6 protein-coding genes and 3 pseudogenes are annotated in these 19,162 nt (G+C 41.5%); all 9 read left to right on the top strand.

All coding sequences use genetic code 11. The features are described from left to right. Positions 1 to 77 precede the first annotated feature (77 nt). The 9 genes and pseudogenes from DXA05_RS13810 (at position 78) to DXA05_RS13765 (ending at position 19,062) form a co-directional block, all read left to right on the top strand. Positions 78 to 2,831 (top strand): heparinase II/III family protein, encoded by a 2,754-nt coding sequence (locus DXA05_RS13810; RefSeq protein ID WP_004305847.1) that lies wholly within the window; start codon positions 78 to 80, stop codon positions 2,829 to 2,831. 241 nt (positions 2,832 to 3,072) lie between these two features. Further along, entirely contained in the window at positions 3,073 to 3,618 is a 546-nt protein-coding gene (locus DXA05_RS13805; protein WP_004305849.1) for a DUF3575 domain-containing protein, read from the top strand. A gap of 26 nt (positions 3,619 to 3,644) precedes the next feature. After that, positions 3,645 to 5,676, top strand: a pseudogene (locus tag DXA05_RS13800) (carboxypeptidase-like regulatory domain-containing protein). Between the two features lie 24 nt (positions 5,677 to 5,700). Beyond that, positions 5,701 to 8,067, top strand: coding sequence for a hypothetical protein (locus DXA05_RS13795; RefSeq protein ID WP_004305853.1), 2,367 nt, complete (start codon positions 5,701 to 5,703; stop codon positions 8,065 to 8,067). A 219-nt stretch (positions 8,068 to 8,286) separates the two neighbouring features. Beyond that, positions 8,287 to 9,656: pseudogene (locus DXA05_RS13790) on the top strand (DUF5690 family protein). A gap of 13 nt (positions 9,657 to 9,669) precedes the next feature. Beyond that, complete coding sequence (locus DXA05_RS13785; protein ID WP_004305856.1) at positions 9,670 to 10,815, top strand: porin; 1,146 nt, start codon at positions 9,670 to 9,672, stop codon at positions 10,813 to 10,815. Between the two features lie 336 nt (positions 10,816 to 11,151). Then, positions 11,152 to 12,564, top strand: a pseudogene (locus DXA05_RS13780) (glycosyl hydrolase family 28 protein). A 448-nt stretch (positions 12,565 to 13,012) separates the two neighbouring features. Further along, complete coding sequence (locus DXA05_RS13770; protein ID WP_004302341.1) at positions 13,013 to 14,926, top strand: alginate lyase family protein; 1,914 nt, start codon at positions 13,013 to 13,015, stop codon at positions 14,924 to 14,926. 59 nt (positions 14,927 to 14,985) lie between these two features. Then, entirely contained in the window at positions 14,986 to 19,062 is a 4,077-nt protein-coding gene (locus tag DXA05_RS13765) for a hybrid sensor histidine kinase/response regulator transcription factor (protein ID WP_115484140.1), read from the top strand. Positions 19,063 to 19,162: the final 100 nt, after the last annotated feature.

Here is a 19,162-nt window from a genome sequence, read left to right as displayed (position 1 = left end):
TTGACGGAGGATTTAGGTAAATAAATCTCTATCTTCGTATTTAATAGGTATCAAACCTAAAAAAAGAAAATTGAAGTATGAGACGAATTTTACTTGGACTATGTTTTCTATCCTTTCTGAACAGCGCATCCGGACAAGAGATTCCTTTGCCGGAAAAGATGCCGCAGACACATCCGCGGGTACTGACTACTCCGGCGGGAAAGCAGGAAACATGGAAGCTGATTAAAAAAGAAGAATGGGCGAAAGATGTTTTCAATAAATTGAAGGAACGGACGGAAGTATATACGAACCTGACGGATGCTCAACCGGCGTGGTTGCTGTCTCGTTTGGCAATGTACTGGAAGTCTCATGCCACGGAAGTATATGTGAAAGGTGAAACGTTCGACCATGCAGGTGGTGAAAAAGCTCCTTATCCCACTGTGCGTTACACAGGAACCCGTGGCACAGCTGCTACCCACGGCCGTCCCAAATTGGCGGATGTCGTTCCTTATGATGATGAGGATGGGAATGTCACTTTCTGCAATAATGCACTTCCCGACCGTCCTATGGAGAGTGTACACCCATCCAAAACAGGCCGGAATATTGAAAGCCTGAACTGCGAAATCCTGGGAATTGCCCGTGATGCCGCTTTCCTTTATTGGATGACGGATGAAGAGAAATTCGCTAAACTTGCCGCGGGGGTCTTTGATACATATATGACAGGTATTTATTATAGAAACGTGCCCATCGACCTGAATCACGGCCATCAGCAAACATTGGTAGGATTGACTTCTTTCGAAGTCATCCATGAAGACGCACTCCATATCGCTGTCCCTTTATACGATTTTCTATATAATTATCTAAAGGCCAATTACCCGGATAAAATGGAAATCTACGCCGGAGCTTTTAAGAAATGGGCGGATAATATCATAGCGAACGGTGTACCTCATAACAACTGGAATTTGCTACAGGCACGGTTTATTATGAATGTCGGATTGGTATTGGAAGACAATAAAGAATATGCCGACGGAAAAGGACGTGAATATTATATCGACTATGTGATGAACCGTTCCAGCATCCGCCAATGGAGTCTGACGCAATTGGCAGATTATGGTTTCGATATAAATACGGGAATTTGGGCAGAATGTCCGGGATATAGCAGTGTGGTAATCAATGATTATGCCAATTTTGTGAATCAGTTTGATACGAATCTGCAATATGATTTGGTGAAAGCAATGCCTGTATTGTCGAAAGCGGTAGCAACCACTCCCCAATATCTGTTTCCCAACCGTATGATTTGTGGCTTTGGAGATACGCATCCGGGATATTTGAGTACGAACTTCTTTATCCGTATGATACAGAATGCACAGGCGAACGGGAAGAAAGAACAGGAAAACTATTTCACGGCTTTATTGAAATGCCTGAACCCGGATTTGGGAAATGATAAAACAGAAAAGAAGAATGTGCGTGTATCTGTCAATTCTTTCTTTGAAGATAAACCGCTGGCGCTAAATCCCAAAGTGCAGCCGGGAAAGATAGAAGATTATGTTTCTCCTTTGTTTTATGCTCCCAATGTGTCATGGCTGGTACAGCGCAACGGTATGCATCCGCGCAACAGTTTGATGATTTCGTTGAATGGCAGTGAAGGGAACCACATGCACGCTAACGGCATTTCGATGGAACTTTATGGAAAAGGATACGTACTGGGGCCGGATGCAGGTATCGGGCTTTTCCTGTATAGCGGACTGGATTATGCGGAATATTATTCTCAATTCCCCAGTCATAATACAGTTTGTGTGGATGGAATATCGAGCTATCCGGTGATGAAAAGTAATCATTCTTTTGATTTGCTTTCCTGTTTCCCGGCATCAGCGGAACCGGGCAAAGCATTTACGTCCGTTACTTACAGTAACCTTTATTTTCGTGAACCGGAAAGCAGGGCGGATCAGACCCGTATGATGAGTATTGTCACTACCGGGGCGGAGACGGGGTATTATGTCGATGTATTCCGCAGCCGGAAAGAGAAAGGAGGCGATAAGATGCACGATTACTTCTATCACAACCTTGGACAGACTTTGACATTGACGGCAGCAGATGGCAGCGACCTGAATCTCCAGTCTACGGAAGAACTCGCCTTTGCAGGCGCACATCTTTACGCTTATTCCTATTTATATGATAAGAAAGTGGCTGCAACCAATAAGGATGTCAAGGCAACTTTCACCATAGATATGAAAGATAAGGACGGCGATGATATATACATGAATCTTTGGATGAAAGGCGAACCGGATCGTGAAGTCTTTACGGCTTTGGCGCCAATGACCGAAGGGCTAAGCCGTACACCGAATATGCCCTATAATATAAAGGAGCAGCCGACGCTGACATTTGTTGCCCGTCAGCATGGAGAAGCTTGGAATCGTCCTTTTGTCTCGATATATGAACCGAGTACGAAAAAGGAACCGTCTGCTATTCAGTCCGTCTCTTACTTTGATGCAGAAGGAGCAGGTTTGGAAGACTTTGCCGGTATCTGTGTGAAAAGCAAAAACGGACGTATAGATCATATCTTCTCTCTATCTGATGCTGCACAAACCGCTATTTATCAAGGAATGAAAGTGAAAGCGGATTATGCTGTTATCAGCAATGAATATGCAGGAAACCGGACGTTGTTTTTAGGGAATGGGACCCAATTGGTTGCACCCGGGGTAATGATTCAGACCGACAATGCCGCTAATGTATTGCTCGAAAAGAAAGAAGGGAAATGGTATATTATTTCTTCTGCTCCCTGTACGGTTGTTATCGGCGATAAGAAGATAAAATCCGATGCTTCGTCGGAGCCTATGTTGTTGCGTATCTGATGTTTCATTGGTAATAAAGAAAAATTGTATATCTTATCCGTAGTATGGTATATTATGGCCTAAGATGGAAATTGTTGCAATAAAAAACAAAAAAAGCGTGTTTAAACGTTTTTAATACTATATTTTTTCTAATTTTGTGGCTTTCTGTCCAAGTAGTATATAAAATGGACAGTAAGCCCTTTTTTTGTGGGTAAATATTTAGTGGGAAATATTTAGTGGGAAATAAATGATGGTATATGTGATGAGAAATGGTCGCAGGGTAATAGCTGCGTTATCATTTCTGTTATTATGTTGTGGTGTACATGTGCACGCACAACGGGTGGCTGTAAAGACAAATGCATTGGGTTGGCTGACCGCCAGTCCGAATGTAGAAGCAGAATTTGTATTGGGTAGTCATGTCTCCTTGAACATGGGGATTGCTGCGAACCCAATCAGTACAGACAACTTTAAAACGACTTTCACGCATTTTCAGCCTGAAGTTCGTTACTGGCTAAATCGTCCGATGGTGAGTCATTTTCTTGGAATCACCGCTTTCGTGAATAATTTTGATATGATGGTAAAAGATGTGCATCACAAAGGCGATGCATACGCCGCCGGTTTGACCTATGGATACGCATGGGTGCTGGGCGATCATTGGAACATCGAAGCAACTGCCGGAGTGGGTGTGTTGCGCTACCGTCAGTTTAAGTATGATAAGGGTACTCCGAAACCGGGTGCGGTCAACGATAGTAAGACCACCATTGCACCTGTCAAACTGGGGGTATCCTTTGTTTATATTATTCGATAACGAACATTAGCTAGTCAGAAAAGAGAATGAAAATCAATTTGAAACGTGATAGATTAACAGGTATACTTCTCGTGGCGATGATGTTCGTCGGTATGAATGTATCCGCCCAACGGATCCGCGTGCAGGGGCATATCACAAACCCGCAGGGAAAAAGTGTTCCGAATGTAAATGTGTTGAATCCGGTCAATGACGAACGTATAGAAATGTCCGACGAGGATGGCCGTTACAGTGTCTTGGTTGAGAAAAACGGCTCGTTGAAGTTTACATGTGTCGGTTATGAAGACAAAACAGTGAAGGTGGCAGGAAAGCAGATTCTGAATGTAGTATTGAAAGATGCCGTCATCGAACTGGACGAAGTTACAATTACTTCCAAAGTGAAGGACAAAGTGATTCCGGAACCTACGGACATCGAAATCAAAGGTAATTATTTCCATCTGAAAACTCGTGTCCCGGTGCCTAAGGAGATGTTTAACTCACATCGTCGCTTGGTATTGCAGCCTTCCATTTATGATGTGACACTGAAAAAGCGTCTGTTGATGCGTCCTGTTGTATTCGACGGGGATACTTATAATACAACGCAAAATCGAATGTACGATTATGATATGGATAAAGATCCTTTGCACGATTACATCCGTGTGAAAACTACTTCTTCACGCAAGGGGGATATTATTGCTTACCATGATTCTATCTATATAGAATATCTGCAACATGACTACCGTGCAGATGTGCATCTGGCGATGGAAAATTACCGGAATATCATTTATCGTGACTCTTTCTCCATTGCACGCGGAACGGTCAACCCGCTTCGCTTCTTGGAGTATAAATTCTCCGCTTTCAGCCTGACGGACGAGAAATACCTTCCGAAACCCGTGATGCAGTTGCGGGATACGAAAGGTGAGGTAAACTTAACCTTCCTGGTAGGTAAAGCCGACCTGGATGATAAGAATCCACAAAATCAGGTGGAACTGAACCGGTTGAATCAGGAATTGCGTGGTATTGAGACGAACCCGGATGCCTCTTTGAAGAGTTTTCATATTACGGGGGTGGCTTCGCCGGACGGTTCTTACGCGACGAATCTTCGTCTGGCAAAATTGCGTACGGATAAGGCCCTGGAACGTATACTGGCACAACTGGACCCGGAAACACGTAAACTGTTGGAGGTGAAATCGGATGCATCGGTTGCCTCCTGGAAGGAGGTAGCTGAATTGCTGAAAAAAAACTCCAAGCCGGAACTGGCTAAAGAAGTAGAGGACTTAATCAAACAATATACAGCTACTCCTTACCGGTTGAATGGGGTCTTGAAATCGAAACCTTTCTACAAGGAACTTGCGGCTACTTATTTGCCTAAATTGAGAAAGGTGCAATATACCTATGGTTATTCAATCTTCCGTTCTTTGACGGACGACGAGATTAGAGAACTTTACAGAAAGAATCCGAAGGAACTGACCCGTTTCGAATATTACCGTATGATTACGACAGCAAAAACTCCCGACGAAAGGGAAAAGTATTGTAGGGAAGCTCTTGAACTTTATGATAACTTTACGTATGCAGCCAATGAACTGGCAGTGGCAACGATACAGAAAGATACTCCGGATTCACGTATTCTCGAACCGTTTGTCAGTAAATCGGCACCGGCGGAGTTATTGTCTAATCAGGCTATTGCCTTGCTACACGAAGGGAAATATACAAAAGCGGATTCAGTCTTGACATTGGTTCCCGAAGAAGCGGTTTCTGAAGATTTGCAGGCCATCGTTCAGGCATTGGCCGGTTATTATAATGATGCTTTCGAAAAGGTGGCGGCTACCAGCCTTTCAATGAGGTGGTGATGCTGCTGGCAATGAAGAAGAATCAGGAAGCATGGGATAAGATTTCTACCATAGATGTAGAGACCGCCCGCGAATATTATATAAAAGCGATTGCCGCCAACCGCCTGGAGAAAATAGGTGATGCGATTATGAGCATTGAGAAGGCCCTTGAACTTGATCCTCCTTATTGGAAGTAGCGAAGGTGGACGGTGATATTATTGACTTGCTGCCGGAAGAGCAGAAAATTAAATAATGATATATACAACAAGAGTAAACGATGAATATCTTCAGAATCAACAATAAATATGTAGCAGTGGCAATCTTCCTGATGCTTGCTGTTACCTTACAGGCACAGGATTATGGTGCATTGCAATATATGTTACAGAAACGGCCTGCAAATGAAAAGTTCGAGAGCAATAAATTCAATGAACATCTCTTTTTCTCTGCCGGAATAGGGCCATACAGCTTGTTAACAAGTGGAGATAGTCAGGATGGAATGGGAATGACCGCCCATCTCTTTATGGGAAAGTGGATTACTCCGGTTCATGGACTTCGGATAGGGGTGAATTTAGGTTATCTGCCGTCGAGTATCTACGATTCTAAAATAAAAATGGGTGGCGGCAGCCTGGACTATCTGTTGAATATGTCCTCCCTGGCATACGGATACAATGCAAACCGTTGTTTTGAGTTAGTAGGGATTGCAGGTATAGAAGCCGGTTATTCTAAGGTGGGCGACAATAGCGATCGTTCCGAAAAGTATCCGGATTTGAAAGGCGGCGGTCAGCTTTATTACGGCGCTCATCTCGGTTTACAGGGAAATGTACGTCTTTCTTCTACATTGGATTTGTTTGTAGAACCGCGGATCGGATGGTATAATGACGGTTTTGCGTATACGGAAAGTTGGAGAAACTATAAAATGGCTGGTTCGGTTCTGGTAGGTCTGACCTATATGCCTGCTGCTCCGATGGGAACTAAGATTCATTTCGATGATTTCGATAAAAGTTCCTTCCTGAATCATATGTTTATCTCTTTATCCGGTGGTATCAGTACACTGAAAGTTCCGGGAATCAAGAATACGATTAAAGGATTAGGTCCCCAGTTCTCTGCCGGAATCGGTAAATGGTTCAGTCCTTCTTCCGGTCTGCGTTTGTCCGGGACGGTTGGACTTTCAGACACCCCTTCGGGCAGTGCAAGCGGCTACTTTAAACATGTCGATCTGCATGCGGACTATCTGTTGAATATCAATAATGTTCTTTGGGGATATGATGAAGACAGAATATTTAGTCTGATCGGTATTGCCGGAGTTAACCTGGCAGGTACGAAAGGAGTGGATAAAACCGCCAAGTATGCTCCGGGAATAGGAGTCGGTGTGCAAGGAAGTTTCCGTATCAACCGTTCTGTGGATTTATTTATAGAACCTCGCCTCAATGTGTATAATAAGAGATATGCAGGAGGTCGCGGAGTAGGTGGCAATACGGATCAGCTCGGAGAGTTGAATTTTGGTTTGACTTATCATACGATTGACCGTGCGGCACGTCCGAAGAACGGATTCTCAAGCAATCACATCGCAGACAATCTGTTTATGACTTCGGGAATCGGTGTGCAAATGTTCCTGAATAAGACGAATCTTGAAAACCTTGGTTCTTTAGGTCCGCAGGCTTCTGTCTCTATCGGTAAGTGGTTGAGCCCTTATTCCGGTTTGCGCCTGGTGGGTACGGGTGGATTCTTTACGAACTATGTAGTTCCGGGAAGTGTTAAAGCGGGCAAACTTAGACATGCCAGCGTCAGTGGTGGTCTTGATTACTTGTGGAACATAACGTCTACCATGAGTGGATATAATTCCGATCGTATCTTTGATTTAATAGGTTCGGTAGGTGTCAACCTTGCTTATACTTCCAAATCAGACCATAAGTTCCAACTGGGTATTAATGCAGGCATACAGGGATTATGGCATGTGAATGATTTTCTCGGTTTGTACATTGAACCGCAGATTCGCTTGTATGGAGATAAATTCATTGAAGGTAATCTGGGCTTTATGCAGAAAGACGTAATGGTAGGAGTCAATGCAGGTTTCCACTATCGCTTTGTTCCTTATTCAAAAGCAGCCAATCGCAGCGTGTTTGGTCAGGATGACAAGCGTTACTTCATCTCCGGTGCACTTGGATTGGGTAGCTTGCTCGTAGCCAACAAAGATTTGGTGAAGAATGCAGGTGTAGAAGCAAAAGGAAGCATAGGTAAATGGTACACTCCGTTATCTGCATGGCGGGTAAATGGAACAATTATGTACAAGGCCAAAACGTCGTCGAAGATGAATCTTCATTATGCCGGTTTGGGTATGGATTATATGATGAGTCTGGCCACATTGGCAAAAGGATACAGCCCCGACCATGTGATAGATGTTGTTCCTTTTGTGGGAGTTACGGCCGGACTGGTACGCCGTTACGGTAAGTTCCGAGCAGTGCCGGGACTGGATGCCGGTGTGCAGGTAAAGCTGAAAGTGGCTTCTTCTTTGTATCTGTATGCCGAACCTAAAGTCGGTATCCGTACCGATACATACGATGGCTCCGAACAGGGAAGACCTGACCGCGTAGCTTCCATGGTAGGTGGATTATTGTACAGATTCAAGATGCCTACTTTCCAATAAGAAGAAAAATAAGAAATCGAATAAAAAGGGTTGCGCAATACCGGATTAGTGATTGTGCAACCCTTTTTGTATTCCATTTCCAAGAAATTACGGTTACATAAACGTTACATTAATATTACTTCCATTTCTACCTGATAATGAATAAAATGAATCTTTAGAATTCATTTTCTCCCTTGCTATTCTCCTCTACTTTTGCTCCAGAAATTAAAACGAAAACGTATGAAAACGATTACTGAAGCAATATCGAAACAAAGTTCAAACAGAAGATTAGCCGATTTCCTCTTTATTCTATGGGCAGGTGGAGCAGCCCTTCTTTCTTACTCACTGGTTTATGCATTGCGTAAACCTTTCACAGCTGCTACTTTTGACGGGATAGAAGCATTCGGTTTTGATTATAAAGTACTGGTTACTATCATTCAGATAGCAGGTTATCTGATAGCCAAGTTTATAGGTATCAAGTTGATTTCCGAATTGAAGAGAGAGAATCGCCTGAAGTTTATACTCGTTTCCATTGCCGTAGCGGAATTGTCATTGGTTGCGTTCGGAGCACTTCCCACTCCTTATAATATGTTTGCCATGTTCTTCAATGGATTGTCATTGGGCTGTATGTGGGGAGTTATTTTCAGTTTTATCGAGGTCGCCGCACTACGGATATTTTGGCCAGTCTTTTAGGAATCAGTATTGTTATCAGTTCGGGAACGGCAAAATCCATCGGATTGTTCGTTATGAATACATTGAACGTCAGCGAATTTTGGATGCCGGCACTTATCGGTGCTTTTGCACTTCCTTTATTGGCTCTTTTGGGATATAGCTTAACCCGTTTGCCACAACCTACGGCACAAGATATAGAACAAAAAAGTAGTCGTGTAACTCTGAATGGCAAGCAACGGAAAGAACTGTTCATCGACTTTATGCCATTTCTTGTATTATTGTTTGTAGCTAACCTAATGTTGGTAGTGCTTAGAGATATTAAGGAAGATTTCCTGGTGAAGATTATTGATATGAACGGACAGTCCTCATGGATGTTTGCGCAGGTAGATACAGTCGTTACATTAATAATTCTGGCGTTATTCGGAGCGATGGCCTTTGTGAAAAGTAACATAAAAGTTTTGGTTGCCCTGCTGGGATTGGTCGTACTTGGGACAGCCACCATGAGTTTTATATCTTTCAATTATGATTCTCTGCAATTGGATGCAATCACCTGGCTGTTTGTCCAAAGTCTCTGTCTGTATATTGCCTACCTCTGTTTTCAAAGCATTTTTTTCGACCGCTTCATCGCTTGTTTCAAGATAAAAGGAAATGTCGGTTTCTTCATTGTGACCATTGATTTTATCGGATATACGGGAACTGTACTTGTCTTGATGTTCAAAGAATTTGCCCATGCAGACATAAACTGGTTGGAATTTTATAATATATTATCCGGTTACGTAGGACTGATCTGTACGGTTGCTTTCACCTGCTCCATGATTTACCTGATACAGCGCTATAAAAAAGAGAAACAACTGAAGAAAGCGAAAGAAGCCGAAATGAGCAACGGGATAAAATTTACGGGAGAAGGTATGGAGCCAACTACTTTTTCACAAATTTGATAAAAGGTGGACGATGAAAATAATAGGACTATATTTGAAATTCTCCTTCCTTCTATCTCTAATACTAACGACTTCCCGGATAACGGCACAGAATCTGCCCGATGGCATACAATATAAAATCACCGGGCGTCTATTAATGGATGGAGGAGTGTATCTGAAGAATCCGAATAACTTTGGCAACGGCACGGAATTTAATGACCTTCGCATCGGTGTAAAAGCTACCTATCAGAACTGGGGAATGAAACTGGAAATGGGATATGCCGGAAACAAAGTAGCCATCAAAGATGCTTTTGCCACCTATTCCTATAAGAATAGTTCCATTCAGATAGGACAATTCTATGAGCCATTCAGTCTCGATATGATTTGTAGTACATTTGATCTTCGCTTCAACCAATCTCCGGGAGCTGTGCTGGCATTGACAAATAGCCGACGTATGGGAGTAGCCTATTCCTATCGTACCCAATATTACTATCTGTGTGGCGGATTCTTTACCGATAATGATTTGAGCAACCTGAAAAACGCATCGCAAGGATATGCCATTGACGGACGTTTGGTTTACCGTCCACTTTATGAGCAAGCGAAACTGGTACATATAGGATTAGCAGCTATCCATCGTACACCGGACGGCACGCTTCCCGAAGATGAGAACAGGAATACGTTTACTTATAAATCTCCGGGCGTGAGCACGATTGATAATCGTACATTAATACAAGCAGATGTAGATCATGCAGCATCCCAATTTAAAATAGGAACCGAACTGCTAATTTACTATCATAAATTCTTTCTTCAGGGTGAATACATCCGCGCCCATGTAAAACGGGAAAAGGGTTTTGAGAACTATACGGCACAAGGAGCTTATCTGCAATGTTCCTGGCTATTGTTGGGACAGAATTATCTGTATGACGAAGAAGTAGCCTGTCCCGGAAGACCGGAAGGAAAAGCACTCGAACTATGTGCCCGTTTCAATTATCTCTCTCTGAATGATGCCGGAATAAAAGGCGGAACACAGAAAGACCTCTCCTTCGGATTGAATTACTATATCAATAAACACATTGCTGTCAAATTGAATTATAGCTACTTCATCCCCGGCTCGCATATCAAAGAGATCGAAAGCACAAACTTTAGTGTAGTACAGGGACGTTTTCAATTCATATTCTAGTACTTGGCAGTTCCGTTCGAATAAAGCTATAATAAAGAATAGGAAGGTGTATTGTATACTAGTTTTACTAAATGTTTCAAAGACATATCGAGAGCACTGCCGACTCAATATGCAGAACCGTATGTAAAAAGTAAAAAATAAGAAGACAGAAAAAACTGGAATGTTCTAGGTAAATCTCCTTTATTGTTCGTAATAGACAATAAAGGAGATTTTTTGCATTGGTTATTTTTTCTATAGTTTCTGTTACCAGTTTGCCAACCTGGGTGGAATAGAAAGTATAGTTTTAGAAAGAACTTCAATAAACAGAATAATTAAAATATAACATAGTTTAGTGATATGAATATAGTAGGAGTTTTATCAGGTAAAAGAAAATGTTTGTTAGCAATAGCTATTGCATTTTCGACATTCGGGAATGCCCAATTAGTAACCTATCCGGAAGGATTGAACACTGGTATGCCACATAATGATGATTATACAGTCAAAGTACGTGAAGCAGGTGGTGAATGGAAAGATGTATTCGAATATGAAGTCCAAGTAGATATGGATCGGGTACAATCTGCTTCAATGGTACAGTTTGATATAGGCAGTCCCGTAGAAGTGATGGTGAAAAAGAACAATGGCACCATTCAGGATGTGAAAATCCGTCCGTTAGCAATAGGTATACAACATACGGTAAACCACAATGCTATCTTTTTTACACTCACTAGACCTCAATGCCTGTCGATTGAGTTTAACGGTGATCGTTTGCATAATCTTCATTTGTTTGCTAATCCTTTGGAAACAGAAACTTATACTGAAAGCAGTGACAAAGTAATGTATTTCGGACCGGGTGTCCATCGTCCGAAAGATTTGCCGAACACACAGATACAGATTCCTTCCAATACTACTGTTTATTTAGCTCCCGGAGCTGTTGTAAAAGCTAAATTATTGATTGACAAAGCTGAAAATGTACGCATTGTCGGGCGTGGTATTCTCGACCATCCGATCCGTGGAATAGAAGTTACCCATTCTAAAAATATATGGATTGACGGTATTACAGTTATAAATCCAGATCACTATACAGTATTTGGTGGTGAGTCTACAGGGTTGACCATCAATAATTTAAAGTCTTTTAGTTGTAAAGGATGGAGTGATGGCATAGATCTGATGTGTTGCAGTGACGTATTAATAGACAATGTTTTTATGCGGAACAGTGATGATTGTATTGCCATCTATGCCCATCGCTGGAACTATTACGGAGGAAGTCGTAACGTGACTTTACAGAATTCAATCCTTTGGGCGGATATTGCTCATCCGATCAACATTGGAGGACACGGTAACCCGGACGATAAGGTTGGAGAGATTCTTGAGAATATAACTGTCCGTAATGTCGATATTCTGGAACATGATGAAGATGATCTTCTTTATCAGGGCTGTATGGCAGTGGATTGCGGTGATAAAAACTTGGTACGCAAAGTATTATTTGAGGATATCCGTGTAGAGAATATCTAGGAGGGAAGATTGTTTCATATTAATGTTCGTTTCAATTCAAAGTATGATAAGCAACCCGGCCGGGGAATTGAAGATATTATTTTTCGGAATATCATTTATAATGGAGTAGGGGAGAATCCATCTCTATTGAAAGGGTTTGATAAAGAACGTTCCGTCAAGAATATCATCTTCGATAATGTGATTATCAACGGCATGAAGATGAAAAATATAGATGATTTTATCACGAATGAATACATAAAGAATATCACAGTCAAATAGCATAATCTGGTATATGAAGTATGAATGGAAAAATCTCTTTGTATTAGGTGCAAACTTCTTTTCTTCTAATATCAAACTTTCTTTAGGTTAAACATAAACTATAAATGCAAGTTTCATTTATATAATTAGAACTTGCAATTATATAAATGAAACTTTCGTTTTTTATAATCAAAGCTTGCAATTATAGATTTCTATTAGATAAGAGTAACTTTAGTATTAGAAGGAAAGAACTTTGCAATAGGAAGATAATAACTTATCTATTAATAGATGAGAGCAAAGCTGCACTGGAATCAGAATTAAGGAGTCTGGAAGAGAACCATGAGTATAAATACAAGAGTTTTATTCCCGGGTTTATGCTAATCAAAGTAAATGTTTCATTCACTTTGAACTCCTTTTTATTACTAAATACTATCTTTGCTTATCACTTGTATAAAAAACGAATCGCACTATGATTAACAAAATTATATGGATTATTGGGATTGTATGGATTGGGAATATTCAAAATGGAGTGCAAGCGCAACGACGTAACTTTATCCATCCCGGAATCACCTATACCCAAGGTGATTTAGACCGGATGAAAGCTATGGTCAAGGCGAAACATGAGCCTTATTATTCTACTTTTCTGAAATTAAAGGAATCTCCCTATTCTTCACTCAATACGCAAGTTATCAATCGGGGAAAACAAATCAGAGAAGGACGTTTTAATGCTACTATCGGAGTAGATGGCAGGCGGGCACATGACTTAGCATTGCTTTGGCATCTGACGGGCGATGAGGCTTATGCCCGTAAAGCGGTCGAATATCTGAATGCTAATTCTTATTATACCAATACAAGTAGTCGTGGAACAGGACCATTAGATAACGGAAAGATTTACCTTTTAATTGATGCCGCCGAATTAATGCGTGATTATTCCGGTTGGAAAGTAGAAGACCAGCAACGTTTTAAAAATATGTTGGTCTATCCTGGATATAGCAATACGGAAGATTTCTCTTCCAAATATGCAAATTACTGGGATGATTCAAAGAACGGAGTTACATTCTATTGGAATATTTTTAATTTCGATGCCGCAAGGTTTGGTAATCAAGGACTTTTCGCTGCTCGTGGAATGATGGCAATGGGGATTTACTTAGATAACGAAGTAATGTATGACCGTGCTTACCGTTATTTATTGGGAATGAAGCATCGACCGGATGATTTACCTTATCCTTCAGGACCGACGGTCACTAGCAAAGAACCGATTAAGAAATCACCAACCATGCTTGATTATAAATTGGAAGGAAGAGAAAACAAGATTTCAGATTATGGATACGATGAACAGCTACAGTATTATATCTATCCAAACGGTCAATGTCAGGAGTCGAGTCGCGACCAGGGACATGTATTGGCAGGTATCCACAATTATGTAGCTATCGCAGAAATGGCATGGAATCAGGGAGATTCTTTGTATAATTGTCTCAATAACCGTTTGCTTCTTGGTTTGGAATGGAACTATCGTTATAACCTCTCTAAAGTCCAGACCTATGAAGAGCAAAAAGAGCCTTGGGAACCGACAAGTTATAGTAAGAATTCAAATGAAGTTACCTTTGAGAACGGAAAATTTCTCCAGATAAAAAGCCGTAGTGGACGTTGGGAATCCGTAGCCGTATCTCCTCACGGACGTGGAGACGTAGCAGGTAGTGGCGGAACTCGTGAAATGGCATTGGCGCATTATGCAGTACGTGCTGGATTGCCGGAGAACAACTATACCTGGTTGAAACGTTACCGTGATTATATGATAGAACATCACGGTTGCGAAAACTGGGGGATAGCACCCAACTGGTTTTATGAATGGACTGGCTGGGGAACATTGACCAAGCGATTGACTCCCTGGATGGCAGGCGATCCCGTTTCTTTCTCTACGGGAAAGCGTGTATCAGGAATTCATTTGCTACCTTGTGAAATATCGGCTGCCGATTACGATTATTATTGTCTTGCGGAAGATCCCGAAGGGCATACCTATCACAATGTAGGAAAGAAACGTGGCAACGAATACAGACCTGACGGAGCAGTAGAGCTACGAAAAGAAGAAGATAATTACGTCGTTACCCAAATAGAAGATGGAGAATGGATGAATTATACTGTAAGTATTCCTACCGATGGAGATTATACCGTTTATCTTGTTTATCAATCAAAAGGAAATTCTTTATTGTCCGTAGCTTCTGATTCAGAAGTAAAGACAGAACCCATGCAATTACCCAGTTCTATACAATGGACGGAAAGAGAAATAGGAAAACTCACTCTTCCCGCAGGAGCTTGTGTACTTCGTTTACAGATAGAGCAAGCCGGAGATAAACTCGAAATTCAGAAAATAATAGTAAAGTAGGATAAGGGGATTTGATTCTTCGTTCGTACTTAATAATAGTACTACAAAAAAAGATGGCCATGAAAATTCGAATATGTTTGTTAATCATACTAATGGGATTATTGTATCCGGGTTATATTAGCTCGCAAGAATCCCCTTATGTATTCCGCCAGATTGGAGTTGTCGAAGGATTACCGGATAACTATGTAAAAAGCGTTTTCCCCATTCCCGACGGACGTATCGGTGTGCGAAGTACTGTGTTATTAAGCCTGTATGATGGTGCGAACTATTCAAATTTCCCTTTCAATATTCATGGCGAATATTCGATAGCATATAACCATATTATTCCCGAACAATATATTGATGCCGACAAACGTTTGTGGATGAAAGAACGCAAGAGCCTACGCGTCTTCGATTTGACTACCGAACAGTACATCTATAACGTAGATTCTTTATTTCAACAATTCGGCTTAAAGGATAAAGTGGCGGACCTGATTATTGATTCAGAGAAACATTGTTGGTTTCTGACGCCGGGTTCCTCTGTCTATATGTACGATGCAGAGACAAAGTCAATCGAACAGGTTTGCAGGAATGATGAGTTTATGGAATACTATGGAGGATTACTCGGAGTAGAAAGTCATGGAAAATACAGTTGGATGGTTCATCAGAAAGGGGCTATCCGTTGCTACGATTTGGAAAAGAAACGTTTCGTGCATCAACTTGATTTCCTGAAAGACCAACTGAAACCGGATGACCGTGTGGTTTTGAAGATACTCGATAATGGTGACTTTTGGTTGATGTGGGATCGTGGAGTAGGCTATTATGATGTCTATAATAAAAAATGGAACCAAATTTCAGGTATCCAACTCGGACACTATTCATGGTTTACTTCTATGGATGTGGATAAAGGTGGAAATGCATGGGTAGGAACCGTTATTGATGGATTCTATATCATTGATATGCACAATTTCTCTGTAACCCGGACACTGGATATTCCTTTATTATCAGGTAATACAGTACGAAACGGTATTCAAAGCATCTATTGCGACCGGGAAAATAATTCCGTTTGGATAGGACTTTATAATCAGGGAATGTGTTATTATCATCCCAGCATGAATAAAATAGTGCTGTACAATAAGAAGATGATAAATGGCGACTGGAAAGGAGAGGAAATCCGTTGTATGCTCGAAACATCTAAAGGAGAAATTCTGATGGGTACTACGCAGGGTGTCTATCGCTATGAACCGGAGACTAAAAGCATGAACAGATTCTATCATGAATTCAGTCAGAAGAATTGCCGTGTACTTTATGAGGATAGCAAGAAGCGTGTTTGGGTCGGAACATACCACGATGGGCTCTACTGCATAGATCATGGAAAGGTACAATCTTACGATTATCCCGATACGGATTATCAGAATGAATTGGATTTCAGTAATATCCGTGTCATGGTCGAAGATTCTTCCGGTCGATTGTGGGTAAGTATATATGGGGGTGTAGGATTATTTAATCCTGAAAACGGGCAAATAAACTTATTGTCCGAACAGTTTCCCGAACTCAAAAAATACAAAGTAGCGAATGCATTGGCCATAGATAATCAATCCCGGTTGGTCGTAGGCAGTGATAACGGACTCTACATTTACGATCCTGCAACGAATAAAATATGGATACCGGAGGAAGATGGCCAGGCTAATTCTATATTCAATCAGGGAAGTATCAAGTATAATCAGATACTCAAAGACCATGAGGGAACTTTATGGTTTGCTACACAATATGGCTTGAGCGTTTTGACTTACAATGGGCAAAGCTACACATTAGGGAAAGAAGAAGGTCTGTCTAAAGCTATCCTGAACGTAGTGGAAGATAAGAACCATGATATATGGATTTCGACAGTCACTTCTATTTATAAGATAAAAGTAGACAGAAGAGCAGATAAATACAGCTTTCATGTAATCAGCTGTCTGTCGGAAGATGAAATCCGTCAGGATGATTTATATAGTTTCCCTTCGTTAATGACCAGGGACAATCAGCTTTTCCTGGGGCTGATGAACGGCTTTATCGCTTTCTCACCAGAAAACATGATAGATAATCAGTGCCTCAATCGTCCTCTGTTTACCTCATTCCGCTTGTTTAATGTTCCGGTTGTTTCGGGCGAAACATATAACGGACGTGTCTTATTTGATAAAGCATTAAGTTATTCGGGCGAAGTACAATTAAAATATGATGAGAACTATATTACACTTGAGTTCTCCGGTCTGAACTTCCCTAATCCTTCTCAAACCTCTTTCCGTTACCAACTGGAAGGATTTGACAAAGAATGGACGGAAACCCTTTTTGAGAATGGACAAGGACGTGTGGTCTATAATAATCTCCCTTCGGGCGAATACATTTTCCGTGTGTCCGCTGCCGGAAACGACCGGATATGGGGACCGGAGTCTGCATTCAAAATTGTAATTCATCCCCCGTTCTGGGATACACTGGCCGCTCGTTTTTTCTATGCAATTTTAGTTATTCTCTTAATCTTCGGGTTGATCTACGTAATAAACCGCCGCAACCGGCAGAAGATGATTCGTATGCAAGAAGAGGAAGCGTTGAAGCAGAAAGAAGAACTGGATCAGATGAAATTCCGCTTCTTCACAAATATAAGCCATGAACTCCGCACTCCGCTGACATTGATTATCACGCCATTAGACATGGTGATACGTCGATTGACAGACGATGCGATGAAAAAACAACTGAATACCATCTATAAGAATGCTCAAAACCTATTGTCATTGGTGAATCAGCTACTCGATTTCCGCAAACTGGAAATGAAAGGAGAGAGGTTGCATCTGATGAACGGCGATATGGAGGAATTTATTGTTTCTGCCTATAACAACTTCATGCCAATGGCAGTAGAGAAGCACCTTAACTTTGTGAACCAATCGGAACATAGAGCGCTTTATATGTTCTTCGACCGGGATAAGGTACATAAGATTGTGAATAATCTTTTGTCCAATGCCTTCAAATATACGCCGGAAGGCGGGACGGTCGACTTACTGCTTGCAACAGAAGAAATAGAAGGAAGAAACTACGTGAGAATATCCGTATCCGACACTGGAATCGGAATATCCGAATCAGACCTTCCTTATATCTTCGACCGTTTCTATCAGGTAGGAAATGAAGGAGACGAAAAAATAGGTAGTGGCATCGGACTTCATTTGGTAAGGGAATATGTAAATATACATGGTGGCCGTATTAAAGTGGACAGCCGGATAGATCGTGGATCAGTATTCACCGTTTGGTTGCCGATGGACCTGAAACCGGAACCGGACGAACTGCCGGAAGAAATCATCGGAACGGAAGCATCAGATGTTAAAGAGAAAGAAACCACTACATCTACAGTCGATGATAACCTGAAGAAACTGTTGTTAGTGGAGGACAATCAGGAATTCCGTACTTTCCTGAAAGAACAGCTGGAAGATTTCTATCAGATTATTGAAGCGGCAGACGGCGAGGAAGGAGAGCGGAAAGCGATAGAGGAAAACCCGAACTTGATTATCAGTGACATCATGATGCCAAAAGTAGACGGTATCGAGCTTTGCCGTCGGATCAAGACGAACGTGCAGACATCCCATATACCTGTGATATTATTGACAGCCCGTACTGCCGATGACATCAAGATTAACAGCTATGAAGTAGGAGCAGACTCTTATATGTCGAAACCTTTCAACTTTGATATGCTGATGGTACGCATTGAAAAGCTGATAGAGCAGCAGGAAAAGAGAAAACAAGAATTCCGTAAGAACATAGAAGTAAATCCGAGTGCTATCACCATTACTTCAGTAGACGAGCAGCTCATACAGAAGTGTCTGGAATACATAGAAAAGAACATGGATAATCCGGAATATGGCGTAGAAGAATTGAGTGGCGATCTGGGGATGGTGCGTATGAGCCTTTACCGTAAGTTACAATCCATCACCGGACACACACCGACAGACTTTATTCGCAGCATCCGTTTGAAACGGGCGGCACAATTATTACAAGGAAGTCAGTTGCCGATTGTTGAAATAGCGAACCGGGTAGGATTCAGTTCACCCAGCTATTTCTCGAAGTGTTTTAGAGAAATGTTCGGTATGCTTCCCAAGCAATATGCCGAGGAATCGGGAAGAAAAGAATGACATTGTGCCTGTGTTTGTAGTTTAATTATTACATTTGCGCTGAATAAGTGAGATAATTGTAAGTTCTTGTTCACATTGGGGCAGAAGAAGTTTTATTTTA

It is taken from the genome of Bacteroides sp. AM54-2NS (assembly GCF_003602935.1).
GTDB classification, from domain to species: Bacteria; Bacteroidota; Bacteroidia; order Bacteroidales; family Bacteroidaceae; genus Bacteroides; species Bacteroides xylanisolvens.
This window is presented reverse-complemented; position numbering and strand designations above follow the sequence as displayed.